This is a genomic window from Exiguobacterium sp. R-39 (genome assembly GCF_049942815.1).
Taxonomy (GTDB): Bacteria; Bacillota; Bacilli; order Exiguobacteriales; family Exiguobacteriaceae; genus Exiguobacterium_A.
On record NZ_CP187965.1, the window covers coordinates 2,943,960 to 2,963,080 of the forward strand.

General features: G+C 47.4%; 22 protein-coding genes. 10 read left to right on the top strand and 12 right to left on the bottom strand.

Annotated features, from left to right (window positions below):
* The first annotated feature begins 61 nt into the window (after positions 1–61).
* The 3 genes from ACP26N_RS15380 to ACP26N_RS15390 all read left to right on the top strand — a co-directional run bounded on the left by ACP26N_RS15380 (position 62) and on the right by ACP26N_RS15390 (position 3,356).
* Positions 62–1,474: a sucrose-specific PTS transporter subunit IIBC gene (locus ACP26N_RS15380; RefSeq protein WP_426354303.1), complete on the top strand. Its 1,413-nt coding sequence runs from the start codon at positions 62–64 to the stop codon at positions 1,472–1,474.
* A 108-nt stretch (positions 1,475–1,582) separates the two neighbouring features.
* Positions 1,583–2,434 carry a PRD domain-containing protein gene (locus ACP26N_RS15385; RefSeq protein WP_426355421.1) on the top strand — a complete coding sequence of 284 codons (852 nt, stop codon included), beginning with the start codon at positions 1,583–1,585 and terminating at the stop codon, positions 2,432–2,434.
* On the top strand, positions 2,421–3,356 hold the full coding sequence (locus tag ACP26N_RS15390) for a carbohydrate kinase family protein (RefSeq protein ID WP_131973512.1): 936 nt from the start codon (positions 2,421–2,423) through the stop codon (positions 3,354–3,356). The genes ACP26N_RS15385 and ACP26N_RS15390 overlap by 14 nt, the downstream gene beginning before the upstream one ends.
* 62 nt (positions 3,357–3,418) lie before the next feature.
* Here the strand turns inward: ACP26N_RS15390 and ACP26N_RS15395 are convergent, their stop codons facing one another.
* Positions 3,419–4,114, bottom strand: a complete 696-nt coding sequence (locus ACP26N_RS15395) for an alpha/beta hydrolase (RefSeq protein ID WP_131503526.1) — start codon at positions 4,112–4,114, stop codon at positions 3,419–3,421.
* 159 nt (positions 4,115–4,273) lie between these two features.
* On the opposite strand from ACP26N_RS15395, the gene ACP26N_RS15400 reads away from it, so the two are divergent.
* Positions 4,274–5,545 (top strand): purine/pyrimidine permease, encoded by a 1,272-nt coding sequence (locus ACP26N_RS15400; protein ID WP_131503527.1) that lies wholly within the window; start codon positions 4,274–4,276, stop codon positions 5,543–5,545.
* Between the two features lie 64 nt (positions 5,546–5,609).
* On the opposite strand, the gene ACP26N_RS15405 is transcribed toward ACP26N_RS15400, so the two are convergent.
* The 4 genes from ACP26N_RS15405 to ACP26N_RS15420 form a co-directional block, all read right to left on the bottom strand.
* Positions 5,610–7,103, bottom strand: a complete 1,494-nt coding sequence (locus ACP26N_RS15405) for a peptide MFS transporter (RefSeq protein WP_131503528.1) — start codon at positions 7,101–7,103, stop codon at positions 5,610–5,612.
* Positions 7,104–7,338: 235 nt separating this feature from the next.
* Positions 7,339–7,974: an NAD(P)H-binding protein gene (locus ACP26N_RS15410; protein ID WP_034769584.1), complete on the bottom strand. Its 636-nt coding sequence runs from the start codon at positions 7,972–7,974 to the stop codon at positions 7,339–7,341.
* On the bottom strand, positions 7,974–9,200 hold the full coding sequence (locus tag ACP26N_RS15415; protein ID WP_131973513.1) for a glutathionylspermidine synthase family protein: 1,227 nt from the start codon (positions 9,198–9,200) through the stop codon (positions 7,974–7,976). Before ACP26N_RS15415 ends, ACP26N_RS15410 begins: the two co-directional genes overlap by 1 nt.
* Positions 9,197–9,526 carry a hypothetical protein gene (locus ACP26N_RS15420; RefSeq protein WP_114596785.1) on the bottom strand — a complete coding sequence of 110 codons (330 nt, stop codon included), beginning with the start codon at positions 9,524–9,526 and terminating at the stop codon, positions 9,197–9,199. Before ACP26N_RS15420 ends, ACP26N_RS15415 begins: the two co-directional genes overlap by 4 nt.
* A gap of 142 nt (positions 9,527–9,668) precedes the next feature.
* Between ACP26N_RS15420 and ACP26N_RS15425 the strand changes: the two genes are divergently transcribed.
* The 4 genes from ACP26N_RS15425 (at position 9,669) to ACP26N_RS15440 (ending at position 12,910) form a co-directional block, all read left to right on the top strand.
* Positions 9,669–10,115 carry a hypothetical protein gene (locus ACP26N_RS15425; RefSeq protein WP_114596682.1) on the top strand — a complete coding sequence of 149 codons (447 nt, stop codon included), beginning with the start codon at positions 9,669–9,671 and terminating at the stop codon, positions 10,113–10,115.
* 86 nt (positions 10,116–10,201) lie between these two features.
* Complete coding sequence (locus ACP26N_RS15430) at positions 10,202–10,375, top strand: hypothetical protein (protein ID WP_012371785.1); 174 nt, start codon at positions 10,202–10,204, stop codon at positions 10,373–10,375.
* Between the two features lie 27 nt (positions 10,376–10,402).
* On the top strand, positions 10,403–11,959 hold the full coding sequence (locus tag ACP26N_RS15435) for an ABC-F family ATP-binding cassette domain-containing protein (RefSeq protein ID WP_012371786.1): 1,557 nt from the start codon (positions 10,403–10,405) through the stop codon (positions 11,957–11,959).
* A gap of 165 nt (positions 11,960–12,124) precedes the next feature.
* Complete coding sequence (locus ACP26N_RS15440) at positions 12,125–12,910, top strand: alpha/beta hydrolase family protein (RefSeq protein ID WP_131503530.1); 786 nt, start codon at positions 12,125–12,127, stop codon at positions 12,908–12,910.
* A gap of 13 nt (positions 12,911–12,923) precedes the next feature.
* Here ACP26N_RS15440 and ACP26N_RS15445 read toward each other — a convergent pair whose 3' ends face one another.
* A complete protein-coding gene (locus tag ACP26N_RS15445) occupies positions 12,924–13,427 on the bottom strand; it encodes a hypothetical protein (RefSeq protein ID WP_426354306.1) in 504 nt (167 codons plus the stop codon).
* Between the two features lie 6 nt (positions 13,428–13,433).
* Between ACP26N_RS15445 and ACP26N_RS15450 the strand changes: the two genes are divergently transcribed.
* Positions 13,434–13,886: a sensor histidine kinase gene (locus tag ACP26N_RS15450; protein ID WP_426354307.1), complete on the top strand. Its 453-nt coding sequence runs from the start codon at positions 13,434–13,436 to the stop codon at positions 13,884–13,886.
* Between the two features lie 75 nt (positions 13,887–13,961).
* Positions 13,962–14,375, top strand: coding sequence for a DUF2231 domain-containing protein (locus ACP26N_RS15455; protein ID WP_131503536.1), 414 nt, complete (start codon positions 13,962–13,964; stop codon positions 14,373–14,375).
* Between the two features lie 71 nt (positions 14,376–14,446).
* Here ACP26N_RS15455 and ACP26N_RS15460 read toward each other — a convergent pair whose 3' ends face one another.
* The 6 genes from ACP26N_RS15460 to ACP26N_RS15485 form a co-directional block, all read right to left on the bottom strand.
* Complete coding sequence (locus ACP26N_RS15460; RefSeq protein WP_426355422.1) at positions 14,447–15,157, bottom strand: IS3 family transposase; 711 nt, start codon at positions 15,155–15,157, stop codon at positions 14,447–14,449.
* Positions 15,158–15,289: 132 nt separating this feature from the next.
* Complete coding sequence (locus ACP26N_RS15465) at positions 15,290–15,799, bottom strand: helix-turn-helix domain-containing protein (protein WP_426354308.1); 510 nt, start codon at positions 15,797–15,799, stop codon at positions 15,290–15,292.
* A 77-nt stretch (positions 15,800–15,876) separates the two neighbouring features.
* Positions 15,877–17,109 (bottom strand): DEAD/DEAH box helicase, encoded by a 1,233-nt coding sequence (locus tag ACP26N_RS15470; RefSeq protein ID WP_131503537.1) that lies wholly within the window; start codon positions 17,107–17,109, stop codon positions 15,877–15,879.
* 101 nt (positions 17,110–17,210) lie between these two features.
* Positions 17,211–17,510, bottom strand: coding sequence for a DUF3817 domain-containing protein (locus ACP26N_RS15475; protein ID WP_131503538.1), 300 nt, complete (start codon positions 17,508–17,510; stop codon positions 17,211–17,213).
* 77 nt (positions 17,511–17,587) lie between these two features.
* The gene (locus ACP26N_RS15480) at positions 17,588–18,553 is read right to left on the bottom strand and encodes a ring-cleaving dioxygenase (RefSeq protein ID WP_131503539.1); all 966 of its coding nucleotides are present in this window, start codon (positions 18,551–18,553) and stop codon (positions 17,588–17,590) included.
* Between the two features lie 126 nt (positions 18,554–18,679).
* Positions 18,680–18,880 carry a cold-shock protein gene (locus tag ACP26N_RS15485; RefSeq protein ID WP_012371797.1) on the bottom strand — a complete coding sequence of 67 codons (201 nt, stop codon included), beginning with the start codon at positions 18,878–18,880 and terminating at the stop codon, positions 18,680–18,682.
* Between the last annotated feature and the right edge of the window lie 241 nt (positions 18,881–19,121).

Here is a 19,121-nt window from a genome sequence, read left to right on the forward strand (position 1 = left end):
GGTCTTGCCTTTTTTTGTGGCTTGTTGCAACTGCACGCCTTTCCTAAAGGAGGAACTCAAGATGGATTACAAACAAACTGCAGCACATGTCCTCGAAATCGTCGGAGGCCGGGAAAACATCATTACGGCCGCCCATTGTGCAACACGGCTCCGCCTCGTCCTGCATGACGAATCCAAAGTGAATCAGCCTGCTCTCGAAGACTTGGACGGTGTCAGTGGTGCATTCTCAAGTTCAGGTCAGTATCAAATCATCTTCGGAACAGGTACTGTCAACAAGGTCTTCGCTGAATTCGCCCCACTCGCTGGTGTAAGGCCGGACGGAGAAGAACAGCTTGATGTCAAAAAAGCAGCTTCGCAAAAATTGAATCCGTTTGCCCGTCTTGCCCGCTCATTATCAAACGTCTTCGTACCGCTGATTCCGGCTATCGTCGCTGCCGGTCTGTTAATGGGACTGCTCGGAATGATCAAGGCATTCGGCTGGGTCAGCGGTGATTCGCCAATCGTCCAGTTGCTCGATATGTTCTCGTCTTCCGCTTTCATCATCTTACCGATTCTGATCGGTTTCTCGGCTGCCCGTGAATTCGGTGCGAATCCGTACCTCGGTGCCGTCATCGGTGGAATCATGACCCATCCATCGTTATTAAATCCGTGGACACTCGGAAATAGTGAACCGGAAGTGATGCATTTCCTCGGCATGAACATTGAATTGATCGGCTATCAGGGAACGGTTTTCCCGGTTCTTCTGACAGTTTGGGTCATGGCTAAGATTGAACAAGAAGTCCGTAAACGGACACCAGAAACACTTGATCTCCTCGTCACACCGTTCGTGACGATTCTCGTGACAGGCTTCCTCGCACTCATCGTCATCGGTCCAATCGGCACGTTGCTCGGTAAGGGAATCTCGTTTGTTCTTGTCTTCTTCTATGAGCAGTTCTCGGTCGTCGCCGGTCTCTTATTCGGTGGTCTGTACTCGACAATCGTCATCACAGGAATGCACCACAGTTTCCATGCGATTGAAGCGGGATTACTTGCCGATAAGAGTATCGGTAAAAACTTCTTACTTCCTATCTGGTCTATGGCAAACGTCGCCCAAGGCGGAGCAGGACTTGCCGTTTACTTCATGACGAAAAACGTCAAACTCAAAGCACTCGCTCTCCCGTCTGCTTTTTCCGCATTTCTCGGGATTACGGAACCTGTCATCTACGGGGTCAACCTTCGACTCGGTAAACCGTTTATCGGTGGTGCGATTGGTGGCGCGATCGGCGGCGGATATGTCGTCTTGACACAAGTCGCAGCGAACGCTTACGGATTAACCGGTATTCCGATGATTGCCATCGTCGCTCCGCTCGGCGCCTCCAACTTGATCAACTATTTGGTTGGTTTCGCAATTGCTGTCGCAACGGCCTTCGTCGCTACCGTCATCTTGATGCGTCTCGATGCACGAAAACAAAAACAGACGGATTTGGCTGCTTAATTAAACGATGCGACCCCTTGAGAATCCTCTTCGGGTCGCATTTGTCAGTTTTCCTAGATTGCCGATAACCCGTATAATGGAAGTAGAAAGGAGGTAGTCAGACTGATCATTCATAAAGTACTCAACAATAACGCCATCGTCACAAAAGAACAAGGTCAGGAACGGATCATCATGGGACCCGGCATTGCTTTTGGTAAAAAAAAGAAGGATCCTGTTGATCCGACGAAAATCGAAAAAATGTTCATCCCGTCTTTTGAAAATGCCGAACAGTTCAAGGAAATCCTGACGACGACTCCACTGGATATCATCGATTTGTCGGAACAGATCATTTCTTATGCAGAAGGCGAACTGAAAACACCTTTTCATGACTACATTCATGTCAGTCTGACCGATCACCTCGCCCACGCCGTCCGGCTTGCCCGTGAACAACTGGTCGTCCATAATCGCTTGGCGGAAGAAATCCGGTTACTGTATACAGCGGAATATCAGATTGGAGAATGGGCAGTCGCCCATATTGAACAACAGTTAGCCGTTTCATTACCGAAAGAAGAAGCTGCGAACATCGCCCTTCACTTGTATAATGCACGACAACGACATCCTAATATGGCAACCGCCCTCCAGACGGCTACGTTATTAAATGAGTTGCGTGAACAAATCGAAGCCTTTTTCGGTCAAACGATTGAAACGACCTCGATGACCTATTACCGGTTCTTCACCCATATGAAACTCGTCTTAGCCCGGATCGAACAAGGGCAAACGTTACATGACATGGATGACGTCATCTTATCCGCTGTTCAAACCCGTTATACGGACGCTTTCCGTTGTGCGGAAAACATGGCGTCCTGGTTGGAACAAGAATTACAGACGACTGTGCCGCAATCCGAAGTCGGCTATATGGCTCTTCACGTGGAACGGATCCGGCCAGATTTTGAAAGGGGTATCTCCTATGAAAATTTATAGTCTTGGTGAAGCATTGATCGATTTAATACCGCTCGATGCCGATAATGTAACGTTCCAAAAAAATCCGGGTGGTGCACCGGCCAATGTCGCCGTTGGATTAGCACGGCTCGGCGCCGACAGTTATTTCCTTGGTTCCGTCGGTGACGATTCGATGGGACACTTTTTAAAGGATACACTTCATCATTACGGTGTTAAGACGGATCATCTTGTTTTTGATCCGACACATAAGACCGGCCTTGTCCTCGTTACGAATGCAGCCGACGGTGAACGGTCATTCGAGTTCATCAACAGTTATCGTGCGGACATGAGTTTTCATGAAAAAGACATTCCGGATTCACTCGCCGAGGCGGACCTCTTGCATATCGGATCAATCTCCTTGATTTCCGGAGATGCGGTCGAAGCGACACGGCGGGCGATTGAAGTGGCGAAAGCCAATAATGTCCCGATCTCTTACGACCCGAATTTACGTGAATCGTTATGGTCTGATTTAGATGCTGCCCGTTCCACGATTCGGTCCGTCTTACCGGATGCTCAAATCGTGAAACTGGCGGAGGAAGAACTGACCTTTTTAACCGGCCAGACGAATTTGGATGAAGGGGCTGCCGAACTACTCGCAGAATATCCGATTCGGTTACTGGCTGTAACGCGTGGCGCGGAAGGTTCTCTGATTTATACCGACCGCTCGATGGCAGAGATTCAAGCGATTTCTGTCGATGCGATTGATACGACGGGAGCAGGTGACGCGTTCATGTCCGGTCTCCTCCATCAATGTGCCATCCGCTCGTTTTCGTTTGACTGGGATGAAAACGAATTACAGGATATCGGCCGCTTTGCTGCGATTTCCGGAGGTTTAGCCGCTTCGGTCAAAGGCGCGATGGTTGCTTTGCCAACGCTTGACGAGGTTTCACGACGGTTGACGTAACATATATGAGAAGACATCAAACCCGCTCCCCTGTCCAATCAGACAGAAGAGCGGGTCTTTTTTTACTGTGCAGATACGAATTCCCGGATCACCTTCAACGTTTCATCCTGTTGTTCTTTTGGCGTCAACGGACTGTCATTGTCCCCTTTTTGTTTGCCGTACATCCCGAAGTTGGCATGGTTTCCATCCTGGATCAGATGAAACACTGCATCAGAACGGACATCCTGTTTACTGTCCTCAATATCCTCGACCGGTAAAACCCCGTCCCTTCCACCGTAGACGGTTAGCGACGGAGTATCGATTACATCAATCGGATAAGAAGCTAAAAAAATCATGCCTTTGATTTTCGGACTGTCTTCCAAAATCGTTGAAGCGGCGCTTCCGCCTAACGAATGACCAATCAAATACCACTGCTTGATTTTTGGATGCTCTTCGATGATCGATAATCCCTTTTTAGAGTCCAGCAGCGCAATATTAAACGGCAGTTTCGGCAGGGCGACATAATATCCTTCTTGTGCCAATTGGTGACCGAAATAGCTGTATGCAGCGGGATCCACTTTGGCCCCTTGATAAAAAATGAAGCCCGTTTCACTCGTGTCGTCTCCGAACTGATAACCTTGTCCGACCGGTTCACCGAAATACTGTTTTGCTTCTTTTGTTGGATTGTAATCAAATTGAGCCCAAATCATGAATGCTGCAACTAAGATCCCTACCAGAATCAGTAGACTGATGCTGATTCGTTTTAACCATCTTTTCATATTCATCCCTCCTCTTTTATGATACCCAATATAATGTGCAAAATCACATATGAAAGTAGTGTTTTGAATTTTCAGTTAATGTAAGCGTATCTATCTCTTTTTCAATATTTGGTTTAAGATTAAAAAAGCATCCGTTATTCGAAAGGGGAATCATTTGTTTTGCCACGTACTGTTGTCTCCACGATTCAGTGGTTTTTGTTTATTATTTGTACTAACATTGCCCCGCCACTCGCGATTGCTGCCTCATTTGAACTATCAAGTGCAGATACCCTCGCTTTCCTCTCACGTTGTTTATTCGTTTTTGCGATTTTAAGTCTCATTCAAGTGTTATTCGGCCACCGTCTGCCGATCATGGAAGGCCCTGCCGGTATTTGGTGGGGAGTATTCGCGCTTTATTCTTCCATCGGAATCACCTTGTACGGCAGTTACTCCAACACGTTACAGTCGTTAGGTTTTCTTCTCATCTTAAGCGGGATCATCTGTATCATTCTCACCCTGACCGGGGTGCTTCGTCGACTCGTTCCTCTGTTCACACCACAAGTCATCGGTGTTTATATGTTACTGTTATCGGCTCAATTATCCGGTTCGGTCATGAAAGGATTGCTCAATATCGAAGACGGAAAGATTCAGGTGCTTCCTGCCGTCATTTCTGTCTTAACCGTCATCATCTCACTTTATTTAGAACGTAGCGATCGGTTGCGTCAGTATGCGTTATTGATCACCCTGCTCGTTGGTTGGAGCATGTTTGCTTTGATTGGTCGTGCCGAAATGCCGACGTTCGACGGTCCGTTCTTTACCTTCCCTGATTTGATGCCGTTCGGTGGTATTCAACTCGACTGGAGCTTACTCCCGACAGCACTGATCATCTCATTGTTGCTGATGACAAACGTCTTGGCGAACATCAAAGTCATTGAACGAATCATCAGTGCAAAACGTGGTGAGCAAGTGAAGGGACAAGTCGCGACAGCCGGCGTCACAGCCGGAATCGGGCAAATTTTCGCGGGAATGTTCGGAACGGTCGGTCCCGTTGCGATTTCCGGGACAGCCGGTTTCATCGCTTCAACCGATAATACGGATCGGAAGGCCTTTGCGATTGCCAATGCCATTTGTCTGTTCCTCAGCGTCGTCACTCCGTTCGTCGGACTGATTGCAAAGATTCCGGTCGCTGTCGGATACGCAATGGTTGCTCCAATCGTCGCCGGAATGGCGATTATCGGGGTCACGGAAGCTTCGCGGGAATTGAATCGCCAGACCGCCATGATTACGGTCGGCTTACCGGTTCTAGTCGGAATCGGTGCCCTACTTCTTCCGAAAGGTGCCACTTCGGATTTACCTCCACTCGTCACGACATTGATGTCGAATGGTCTCGTACTCGGAACACTCGTTGCCTTGCTTGCTGAGTCACTGCGTCATATCCGAACGAATGATTAAAAAAAGACAGCTGATCTTGGAAGGTATACTTCCAAGCCAGCTGTCTTTTTTTCGTGGAAATTTCTTAACGAATACCACGCATATATTTTTGAAGTTTTGGTGCGAAAGCGAACAGGATGATCCCGAGAATGATGGCAACAAGTCCTGTAATTCCGAAGTACGCCACTTCTGTATCCGCTCCGTAATATTTTACGATTTGAGCATTGACGGCTTGTCCGGTCGCGTTCGTCAAGAACCACAAACTCATCGTCTGTGCCGAGAAGGCAGCCGGTGCCAATTTCGTCGTTGCAGATAATCCGACCGGTGATAAGAATAACTCACCGATGACAACGAGAAAGAAGCTGAGCGCAAGCCAAAGCGGACTGACCGTCGTATCTGTTCCGAACAACAAGCCCGGTAACATCATGACGATAAAGGATAAGCCGGCAAATACCAAACCAAACGAAAACTTCTGCATTGTCGTCGGTTGGCGATCACCAAGTTTCACCCAAAAGCTTGCAAATACAGGTGCCAAGACGATGATGAACAGTGGGTTCAGAGACTGGAAGAAGGCCGGTTCCAGACCAAAGCCGAGGAACGAAAGATTTGTCCGTTCATCCGCAAAAATCGAAAGAACATATGAACCTTGTTCCTGAATCGCCCAGAATACTGCAGCTGCAATGAAGAGCGGAATGTACGCAAGCAGACGCGAACGTTCATCATCCGTAATCTTCGGACTCCGCAGCATGAAAGTGAAGTAAGCAATCGGAATCAAAATTCCGAGGAACGTGACCATGAGCGTAAAGCGGCTGATCGTCAACAATCCTGTCAGCGATGCAATCGTTCCAAGAACCGCAAGCACGATAACGACAACGGCTGCAATCGTAAAGAATCGTTTCCGTTCATTGCCTTCAAGCGGATTCAAGACGTATGTTCCCGCTTGTCCCAGGTTCTTTTTCTTCGTTAAGACGAAAACGATCAAACCTAAGAACATCCCGATTGCAGCAAGTGCAAAACCAGCGTGATATCCTGCTGAGTCTGAAACTTTACCAACAATCAATGGTGCGAGGAATGCACCGGCATTAATCCCCATGTAGAAGATACTGAATCCGGCGTCACGACGGTTATCCGTTTTGCTGTACAGATCACCGACGATGTTCGAAACGTTTGGTTTCAAGAACCCTGTTCCGATGACGATCAATCCCATTGAGATGAACAATGCCGTGATTCCGGCCGGTAACGCGAGGACGATATGTCCGAGCATGATGAGCACTCCACCATAGAAAACGGTCCGGGAAGTACCGAGCAGCCGGTCAGCGACCCAACCGCCGATGATACCGGACATGTATACGAGTGAACCGTATACTGCCATGATCGATGCAGCAGTCGGCTTGTCGATTCCAAGACCACCGTTGGCAACTGAATCATACATGTAGAAGATGAGGATGGCACGCATCCCGTAGTAGGAGAAGCGCTCCCAAAACTCAGTAAAGAATAACGTGAACAGTCCTTTTGGATTTCCGAAGAATCCTTTTTGCGGAACAGTCTTGTAGACCTGATCGCGATCAAACTCTGCCATGTGAACGGCTCCTTTCGTCTACCTTCGATATGTGCACATTGTCCAATCTTTTCCCGCTTTCCCCAAACGATAAGCATGAACGAACGAATTGAACGCAAATACACTGTTTTGCCTGAATTGTCTCACTTCTTTTTTTGTTTGTGAGACAGCACTATATCATTCAACCGTAAATCATTTGAGGAGTCAAATATTAATTTCGGTACACAAAAAAGAGTGATACGAAAAATCCGCTCACTCAAGTCTGCATCTCTTTTGATTCAACAATCGTTACTCCCGGTGGTTCATGCAGCGTATGATGAATCATCGCCTGCGCGACCTTCGCCGCTTCAATCGGTGCGTACGGGCTGCGCCGCAACAATGGACGTAACACAGTGGATACCCGGGCCGCCGCCTGTTCGCCAAAACGGAATTCATCCCGCTCGCCTAACAATAACGAAGGGCGGAAAATAAGTAAGGCATCGTAACCGAGTACGCGTAATCCATTTTCCGCGTCCCCTTTGACACGGTTATAAAATGTTTTCGCATTCGGATGGGCGCCGAGTGCCGAAATCAGAGCAAATCGAGTAGCCCCTAGATCAAGCAATTCCCGTCCCACTTCAATTGGATATGTATAATCCACGAGACGAAACGCTTCTTGCGACCCAGCCTGTTTGATCGTTGTCCCCAGCGCACAGTAAACGTGGTCGACTTCCGGTAATTCGATTTCCGTCACATGATCAAAATCAATCACCCATTCTTCGAGTTTTTGATGAAATCGATTCATCGGACGACGTACGAGAACATGTACTTCCTGATATTCATCATGCGCCAATAGTTGATCAACCAGTTCTTGCCCCACTAAACCAGTCGCTCCTAAAATAGCTGCTTTCATCATCCATCCTCCTCTTGATTTTCACGTTGTCCGATCGGTAAGAAATAAGATCGATTCCCCGTGATCCGTTCACCTGCCCGCACCCCGACAGCACTCGGTCGCCCGCCAAGCACAAATACACCAAACATATATGCGACTTCTGTTTCATCTTCTAATGACCATATCGGTAATTCCTGATAACGTTGATACACGGCAGACTGATCGCTGAATGAACGTTGTTCGTTGCTGAACAGGACATTCCCGTCCCCTTGACGGACAGTAACCGTATCCCCTTCCCGTCCAAAGATTGGTTTTTCAACAAATGCCTGATTTTGACGTAAAAACGGCTCCGGACTCAAATAGGTCGGTAAGAAATACTGAGCAATAATCTCATGATCACGCCCGGTCAAATAAGGATGGTCTGTTTCATGCAAGAGCCAAATCAAGGCCAATACCGATTTTGCCTGCATCAGAAAAGCCGACGGTGGATTGATGATTTCAAGCAATCCCATCTCGACGAGCTGCAGCAACAAATGTCCCAGCTCTGTTCCGTCTTCATCACGGTCGAGTAAAGCCATCTCAATCGGAAACGTCTGCCGGTACAGAATATCGATTCGCCGTCCCTGTTGGTCATACAACCCATCTTCTGCCCGTATCTCAAGTTCGTCAAGAGGACAGTATGTAGCACCGGCAACAAATTGTTGCAGATACTCTGTCGTCCACCGGTCTTCGATGTTGTCTCCGTGTGACGTGAAGACGACGTGCGGCTGTTCGTGACGAATCCTGTGGCTTGCCGCCTTCACCGCACGATCAACGCTGTCCGCCAACTGTTTCGCTTGTCCGTCATTAATTGATCGAAAACCCACTTTTCGCGCAATCCGATCATTGACTTCAAAGGACTCCTTAATGAATGTCGGCGTATCCGCATTCCATTCCATGATCGAAATCCGATGATTTGTGACAATGAAATCGAAGCGGCTGATGACTGATAAAGGACGCATCGTCTGTAACCGTAAAAACGGTAAAGCATCCTTTGGAAAACCAAGTTCAATTAATCCGTCGTCATCCATCGTCCAAAGAATCGGAATCACTTTTTCAAAGATGGTATACGCTTCTCGTGCCGCTGTCCGCAATGCCTGAATCGTCTCGTTCGAAACGGGCATCACTTCCGCCAAAGCGTAAATTTCCCCATCCAGCACATCCCAAAAAGCGTCGATATCCCCGTACAATTCCTGTCGTGTCCTCATCCGCCGAAGAAGCCGGACGATGACCCGGTCCCAAATCCTTTTGTCTTGGCATTATAACTTTTGACGTCCTTTGATCGGGGTGTGTATCCTTTCGTTCGCATCGCACTATGCATCAAGGCGCGTGAAGCAAAGTAACTTCCTCCCCAGTAAAAGAACCCCGAGTGTGTCGAGCTTGAATCATCACAATACCAAACACCTTCATCGTTATCATATTCATAATCATCACAATCCGGATCATCCGGACGTTCCGCTTTTGCATTGTCCGATCCACATCCACTGAGCGTCGTTCCGATTAATAACGTAGCTGCAAGTGTTGCCTGCTTCATCCAACTCACATCGCATACCCCTCTCATCACAATTTGTTATTCTAAGTATACGCTTTTTCCACCAAAAAAGTTTCTAAGTCGTTCCGGAACTTTTTTTGTTAATGCTAGTAGAATAACGAAGAAGACTTGAGGAGGAAATCAAATGTCACTTGCCTATTATGTCGAAGATCAAAATGAGTTCAAATCAATTTATCAATACAGCCGCTTTGCCATTGAACCGGAGGAAATCATTGCGCATCAACTTTGCGAATTTCATATCATCGAAGGTCACTTATATGAGTTGCGTTCCAATGAAATGGACGGCGAATACGATCAGTTAATCGTCGATCATGTGGAAGCGTCTCCCCGTGATCCGGCGGACCGTGTCTATCCGCCGCACCAGATTCATCTCGAATTCCGACGCTTCCAGGAAAGTGCTTCACATCCGGTCATCAAGACAGTGACCGTCCCGAATCATATCCAGGCCATGCGCTTTTTAGTTAAAGATAAATTGAGCGTACCCGATCACGGCGTCTTTGAACGAGACAGCTGTGAAGTCGATTTAGACCGAAATTGTTACGTGATTTATTTAGGCGAAGAAATCATTTAATGAAAGAATTAAGTATAGTTCGTTTTCAAGACAGGTTTTTTTTGGCATACTAGAGGATAAGAACGAATTAATCGAGGTGAACACACATGAGCGAACAACCAAAAAAATTGTCTCTTCAAGAAGCAATGATTGAACAATTAAAAGCAAAAAAACAATCACAGACAAAACGTCCGACCGGTTTGCGCGGAACAGAAACAAAACAAATGACAAGCCAAAAAACGAAAAAAACGAACAACCAGAAAAAACGGACAGGCGTCTAATTGAATTCGTGAAATAAGGGAGTAACTATGAGTATTTTAACGGTATCAAACTTAAGCCATGGTTTTGGCGATCGTGCGATTTTCGAAGATGTCTCGTTTCGTCTGTTAAAAGGGGAACACATCGGTCTTGTCGGAGCAAACGGTGAGGGTAAATCGACGTTCATGAACATCATTACTTCACAGCTCGAACCAGACGAAGGAAAAGTCGAATGGGCGAAACACGTTCGTGTCGGCTATCTGGATCAGCATGCTGTTCTTTCCAAAGGACTCACGATTCGTGACGCCTTAAAAGGAGCATTCCAATACTTGTTCGACATCGAGCAGGAAATCAATGATCTGTATACAAAAATGGGTGAAGTCGAACCAGACGAACTCGAAAAAATGTTAGAAGAAGTCGGTGTCTTACAAGACATCTTGACGAACAATGATTTTTATACGATTGATGCGAAAGTCGAAGAAATCGCACGCGGTCTAGGTCTTGATGAGATCGGTCTCGATCGTGATGTCCAGGAACTAAGCGGCGGACAGCGGACAAAAATCCTGCTCGCGAAGCTGTTGCTTGAAAAACCAGACATCCTGTTACTCGATGAGCCGACCAACTACTTGGATGTGCAACATATCGAATGGTTGAAACGTTACCTCAATGATTACGAAAATGCGTTCATCTTGATTTCACACGATATTCCATTCTTGAACAGTGTCATCAACTTGATTTACCATATGGAAAACCAAGGACTCAATCGTTACGTCGGTGATTACGACAACTTCCTGACTGTCCATGAGGCGAAGAAGAAGCAACATGAGTCAGCCTTTAAACGTCAACAGCAGGAAATTTCCGAGCTGAAAGACTTCGTCGCCCGAAATAAGGCCCGTGTCTCGACACGGAACATGGCGATGTCCCGTCAGAAGAAACTCGATAAGATGGATGTCATCGAACTCGCGCAGGAACGTCCGAAACCTGAGTTTCATTTCCAGACAGCCCGGACACCAAGTAAGTTGATGTTCGAAGCGAAAGGACTTGTCATCGGATACGATGAGCCGCTTTCCCGTCCGCTTGACTTGATGATTGAGCGCGGTCAAAAAATCGCGTTACACGGGGCAAATGGTATCGGGAAGTCGACGTTACTCAAAAGTCTGCTTGGTGAGATTCCTTCGGTTTCCGGTACAGTCGAACGTGGAGAAAATCTTCACATCGGCTACTTCGAACAGGAGATCAAGGAGAAAAATTCGAATACGTGTATCGAAGAGATTTGGGGCACATTCCCGTCTCTGACACAGCAGCAGGTCCGGGCTATGCTCGCGAAATGCGGTTTGATGACGAAACACATCGAATCGAAAATCGAAGTCCTCAGTGGTGGGGAAAAAGCGAAGGTCCGCCTTTGTAAATTGATGAACACAGAATCCAACATTCTTGTTCTCGATGAGCCCACCAACCACTTGGATGTCGAAGCAAAAGAAGAACTCAAACGGGCTCTTCAGGAGTATAAAGGAACGGTTCTGTTGATTTCACACGAACCTGAATTTTACGAAGCCGTCGCAACGGATTTATGGAATTGTGAATCGTGGACGACAAAAGTGTTCTAAAGGTAAACACCATCTGACGGAAGGCCGGGACTCGATTTTAGATCGAGTCCTGCGTTCCGTCTTTTTTTGTGCTTCCATTTAATTCATAGACTTAATCATTGCCTTGTTCAGCGATTTATATCAAACTAAATGGCAGATGCAACTTTTTCTGAAGGAGTGGATGTCATGGAAACCATCACTAAAAAAGCCAACTTATCATTACTCGAACTTCCGAGCGGCGGGGACGAGTCGTTATTTTGCCGTCTCTACTCTCCTGCGCTCGCTGCTCCTGCCCCACTCATCGTCCTGTTTCATGGATTCCCCGGGAAACAATTGAACATGGACTGGGCGGTTCAATTACAAAACCTTGGCTTTCACGTCCTTGTGACGTCTTACCGCGGAACGATTGGCAGTCCGGGAGCATTCCGTTTCCAACATGTCCTTGAAGATGCGACTGCCATCATGCAACATGTCATTTCTCCCGCCTTTACGCAAGCACACGATATCTCAGTAGATCAGATTTCAATCGTCGGCCACAGTATGGGCGGCTTTGCCGGACTTCATGCGTTCGTCGATGTTCCGGATATTGCGCATTACATCGGTATCTCTCCATTCAACTTCGGTTTGATCGGTCAACTGGTACTCGATTATCCGGAACATGAAGAGGCGTTACAAGGCGTCTTGAGCCGCGGAGCCCAGTTCCTGTCGCATACCGACGGCGACATACTGCTCGACGAACTAAAACGACATCATGCGACGTGGAACCTGCTGTCACTGAAAGAACAACTCGGAACACGTTCCGCCTTACTTGTGACGTCGGAACGTGATGAGACGTCCATCAAATCACTTCATCATGACTTGCTTCAGGATGCCAGCGCCTTTGAACAAATCATTGTCGATAGTGATCACAACTATATCGACAATCGGGAAGATGCCTTTCAGGCTTGGACCACGTGGTTAAGACAACGCTAAAAAACGAGCGTCCTCATTTCACTAGTGAGGACGCTTGCTTTTTAGGTGTTGCTGTTTTCGGACGGACCTGCATCCGGTACAAAATCAGTGTAAACAATGTCAGTGTCGAACAGGCATACCAAATGGTCGTGAAAAGTGTTCCTGTATCCGTCCCGATGAATATCCCGTGAAGCGTCATCAAGAGCCAGGCCGGCAGGACAAGCCAGTGCGTTAATTTCCATAATGTTTTTCCGAGCGCCTCTTTCAAGAAATCAGAAGTAACCAAGACAAAACCAAACAGGTACAGACTGATCGTTCCAAAGGCATTCCAAAGCGGCTCATAGGATGCCGTTCCCGGAATCAGAATTTCAAGTAAACTCAGAGGAGCATACGTATCGACGACGATCAGCGTCGCATGAAGCACAATCGCCAATAATCCGGCCCAGCCACTGTACAGGTGAATATTATGCAGACGTGTCTTTTGTTTTCTCAATGCCGGGAATGAACCGAGTAGACCGGCTAACACCGATAGTGTCAAAAAGAAATGTCCGGTCAACCCGGATCCATGAGCCCGGTCGATTTAAGAACACTCGTCACGCAGACTTCTGAACGGTTTAAACATACGTTGGTCGATCGGACATTGGCTTTGACCGTCACACCTCACCTGTTGATCAAGGGAGATGCCAATCAATTAATCCGTTTGTTGACGATTTTTTTAGAAAATGCCGTTGCTTACAGCGATGCTGATATTGAAGTTCAACTGCAACAGACGTCAACCGGTGTTCGATTAACTATCGCTGATCACGGAATCGGCATTCCATCGGAAAATCAAGATAAGATATTTGAACGGTTCTTCCGCGGTGACCACTCTCGCCATGGTACCGGAACCGGGCTCGCCATCGCCAAATCGATTGCCGATACACATCAAGCCGCTATCTTGGTTGAATCCACACCCGAAACCGGAACACGCTTCACGATTCTTTTTCCACTTTCTTAATGACCGTCAGCTAACTGTCAGATAACCCGGTTAAAGTAACAGTATGTTCTTATTACTTATCAAGGAGGTTATCTTATGTTAGGTGGCGTACCACTTCATCCCCTGCTCGTTCATGCACCGATCGCTCTTTTACTGTTCGCAACACTCTTATTACTATTCAGTTTGAAATGGGTCCAGTTAAAATTATTTGTCCTCATCACTTTATTTGCCGGCCTGTTGTCCGGCGTCGCAGCGTATTTATCCGGTGACGGAGCAGAAGAATATGCAGAAACCAACCTGAGCAGTGCAACACACGCTGCCATCTCGAATCATGAAAATTTCGCCTTGTTCAGTCTCGTTGCCTTTGGAATTGCCTTTGTTCTCCTGTTGCTCGGCTACCGTTCCAACAAAAAAACAATGCTTATGCTGAGCCTGATTGTTGCTGTTGTCGGAAGCGGTTTACTCGCTTATACCGGTCATCTCGGCGGACAGATGGTGTACGCCAAATAAAAAATCCCCTTTCCTCCAAAAGATCCATGGAGAATGAACTGAACCAAAAAAGTTAGACAATAAATAATTTGTCAGGCGACCTTGAGGACCTGAGTCCGGTATTCCACCGGGCTCAGGTTTTTTAGTCGTCTCTTGATACGACGATGGTTATAGTACTCGATGTAACGCTCGAGCTCACATTTGAAGTGGTCCATGTCATCGAACTCCTTGAGATACAGGAGCTCTGACTTGAGCACGGCGAAGAAGCTTTCGATGGCTGCGTTGTCGAGACAGTTGCCCTTACGGGACATGCTTTGCGTAATGCCGTGCTCGTGGAGCGTACCAGTGAACGCTCTATATTGATAATGCCACCCTTGATCGGAATGGAGGATTGGTCGGGCTTTCCCGTCGAGCTTCCCGATTGCCTTGTCTAACATTTCACCAACGAATCGATATGTAGGGCGGTCCGATAGGGTATAGGCAATGATCTCACGGTTTCCCAAGTCCATCATCGGCGACAGGTAGAGCTTCTCACCGAACAGGTGAAACTCAGTGACGTCAGTCACCCATTTCTGGTTCAGGCCGGTGGCCTTGAAGTCCCGTTGGAGAAGATTCGGTGCGACCTCTCCGACCCGTCCTTTATAGGAGCGGTATCGCTTCATGCGGACGAGACATTTGAGACCGAGCTCGTTCATGAGACGGCGCACGGTCTTCGGATCGTGCCGGAAGCCCTGGCGTTCGAGAAGTGCGTGGATGCGACGATAACCACATCGTCCCTCGTGTTCGTGGAAGAGGGTATGGATGGATGGCTGCCTTCACCTCCGCATACTTGTCTTCGCCCGTCAGGCGCGTCCGCCAATAGTAATAGACGCTCCTGGCCATTCCGAGCACGCGGAGGAGTCCCGGAACGGGATAGATTGACCGCAATTCGTCGATTACTTGTGCCTTGATCCGGTTCGTCGCGCATTCTCTTCTTGAACCAAGGCTTTCAATTTTTTTAACGCAGCGTTCTCCATCTCGAGATACTCGATCCGATCTTTGAGCTTCTCGACTTCTGTCATCTCTTCAAAATCCTTCTTCTTGCGTCTCGTCATCGGGGCACGTCCTTTCGGTTTGGCGACCAGACCTGCGGTCCCTTCCCGTTCATACGTCGATCGCCATGTCGAAATCATCCCCGGGGAGGAAATTCGGTATTTTACGGCCGTCTCTCTATTGGACAGCTTATTGGTCGCCATGTCGTTTAATACCTCCAGTTTAAATGCCAGCGAGTGTGTTGTATAGGAAGGATCGAAGATCGTTTCCCCCCAGCGCTCATAGAGATGTGACCACTCACGGACCAGGTTATGCGTTATCCCGAATTCTTTCGCCACACCTCGGTATCCGTCTCGTCCTGTCAGATAACGCTCAGCGACCTGGACTTTAAACGCCTTTGTATATTTGACCATAAAAAACACCCCATAAAAGTTGGATTTTTATGTCCAACTTTTATGGGGCAGTTCAAGAAAAGGGGATTTTTACTTACTTATTTATGGTGATCACGGCCTGGACGACGGTTGCTCGAGCGGCGTGTGTTACCGCGACCTTCCGCCGGTTTTTTCGTTCCTTTACTTTGATCGTGCTGTGCACGAATCATTTCATCCGAAAGTTCGACGACAATCGGTGTCACTTCGACACCCAGTTCGCGTTCCATATCACGGAAACTGCGACCGTCACGTGGTGTGACGATTGAAATCGCTACGCCGTCGTTTCCGGCACGACCTGTCCGACCGATCCGGTGAACATAACTTTCCGCATCGTCCGGTAAATCGTAGTTAAAGACGTGCGTGACACCAGTCACGTCAAGACCACGTGATGCAACGTCTGTCGCAATCAGGAATGGTGTTTTTCCTTGATAGAACTTCGCCATCGCCTTTTCACGTTTCCCTTGCGTCAAACCACCGTGCAATTCATCCGTCGGATACCCTTGCATCTGTAATTCTTCATTCAGCTTGCTGACACGGCGTTGTGTCCGGCAGAAGATGATGGCGGCATAAGGACGCATCTCGTCAAGCATCGTCCGGAGTGTCGCCTGTTTCCGACGGTCCGTCGTCTCGACGACGAACTGTTCGATTGCATCGACCGTTACTTTTTCTGCCTCGACTTGGACTTCAATCGGATCACGCAAATACGTTTTCGCGAGTTGCTCGACTTTTTCCGGCATCGTCGCTGATAACATGACGAACTGACGATCAACTGGTGCTGCTGCAATGATATCTTCGATTTCCGGTAAGAATCCGATTTGCAGCATCTGATCCGCTTCATCTAAAACAAGCGTCTTCAATTCACTCAAATCAAGTGTTCCGCGACCGACGTGATCCAAAATCCGCCCCGGCGTCCCGATGATGATTTGTGGCATGCGACCGAGACGTTGGATTTGTTTGAAGACATCCTGTCCACCGTATACAGCCAGCGCACGGATATCTTCCATGTTCCGGATTAACTTGTGTGTTTCATCTGCAATCTGACGTGCGAGTTCACGTGTCGGTGCGACGATCAACGCTTGGACCGTTTTGCTGTCTAAATCGATTTGTTCGAGAATCGGCAGAAGAAACGCCAGCGTCTTCCCTGTTCCGGTTTGTGCTTTTCCTATTAAATCACGACCGGCGAGCAAATGCGGAATCGCCTGCTCTTGAATCGGCGTTGGTTGTTTGATGCCTTGTTTTTGTAATTTTTTTACCCATTGTTCTTGAATGTGTAGTGCTTCAAATGTTGACATAGTATCCTCCTAAAAATTATCCACAGAAAAAAGCTGTGGATAACCTGCTTCGAATCGACAAAACAGTTATCCACAGCCGTGCTTTTTCTAGTATACACAATTTACGCGTTTGTTGCTTCCTGTTTTAACTTTCGATCGAGTACAAATGTCCCGAATGGAATGAACGAAGCGATAAAGGCGATTCCTGCTTTTACAAACGACCAACGGTATTTGAATTTAACGACAGCAAGCCATAGTGCATACATGACGAATAACACACCGTGCATGGCTCCGACGACTGAAACGGCTTCCGGAATATCTGCCATATACTTTAAGGGCATGGCAATCAACAGTAAGACTAAAAATGAAATACCTTCTAAAATCGCAATCAATCGAAATTGACCTAACGTAGTTCCTAACATCCCGTCACTCCTTTTTCCTGGTTCCTGTCTTTAGTATACGGGACGCCCGTCAGTCTGTGACCTGTGTCACAGGATTGTCAGATTTCGAGTGGGCGGAGACGGGCTTCGATTTGCTCCCGTTGCGGTTCGAGAAATGGCGGCAGAGCTAATGTCTCACCGAGGGTTTCGACTGATTCATCCGTTGCAAATCCCGGTGTATCCGTCGATAATTCAAACAAAATATGATTCGGTTCGCGGAAATAGAGCGCCTGGAAATAGTGACGGTCGACTTTCCCTGAGTTTGGCAGACGGTATTCTTTCAATCGTTTCACCCATAAGTCATACTCTTCACTGTTCGGTACACGGAACGCTACATGGTGGACGCCGCCACGGCCGAGCCGTTCCCGGTCGAGATCCGGGCGAGCTTCGAGATGAACTTCTGCCCCGATTCCACCTTGTCCCGTCGAGTAGACGTCAATCTCCGCAAAATCACCGGCCAGCGATGGATAACTGCCGATTTTCTTAAAGCCAAGAACTTCGGTTAAGACAAGAGCGGTCGGTTCCGGATCATTGACGGTCAGCGTCACGGCACCTAAGCCGACGATTGCATGTTCAGCCGGAATTTCATCGTGTTTCCACGGCACGCCTCCTGCAACACCTTGTTCCCCGTCTTCTGCGACAAGAATCAACCGGGTTCCTTCTTGATCACGAAACGCCAGCGTCTGACGCCCCGCCCGTTCGACAATCGAATCATGATCGACGCCTTGTTGCGTAAAGCGCTCTACCCAAAACTGAAGGGATGCTGTTGTTTTGACCCGGAGTGATGTCGACGAGATGCTTGACGCACCGGGTACACCGGTCCCTAAATGGGGAATATCAAAAAAAGTCAGATCCGTTCCCGGATTCCCTTCTGCATCTCCATAAAACAGATGATACGATGTCGTATCGTCCTGATTGACCGTCTTTTTGATCAGACGCATCCCAAGAACCTGTGTATAGAATTGATAGTTCCGTTCCGCCATTCCCGTTAAAATCGATACGTGATGAATACCAAGTAATTCCATGTTTGCCACGTCCTTTTCTGAATGAATAGTTTGTACCGTCAGTATAGCGCATATATATCTTGAATTCAAGATATTAACTCATTAAAAAAATCGCCCTTTCGAAAAAGGACGATTGAAAAGTTAAGATTAAAGTTTTACGACGTTAGCAGCTTGTGCTCCACGTGCGCCTTCAGTGATTTCGAATTCAACTTCTTGACCTTCGTCAAGTGATTTGAAACCTTCACCAGTGATTGCTGAGAAATGTACGAATACGTCTTCTCCGCCTTCAACTTCGATGAAACCGAAACCTTTTTCTGCGTTAAACCATTTTACTTTACCTGTGTTCATGGGAACAACCTCCAAAAATAAATTACTTAATACATATGCCACGCATATGAAAGAAATTCATTATTGTCCCGAAATACATGGAGCGACGAAAAGATTGTTCGTGACGCAATGTGAATCAGTAGTGACAATAACAATATTAAGCTAACGTCAGTATAAAATGATTGCGCTTTAAAAGTCAAGTTGTCTGACCAATAATTTACCAATTGATTCCACTTTTCGAACTAAAAAAAAGCAGATTCGG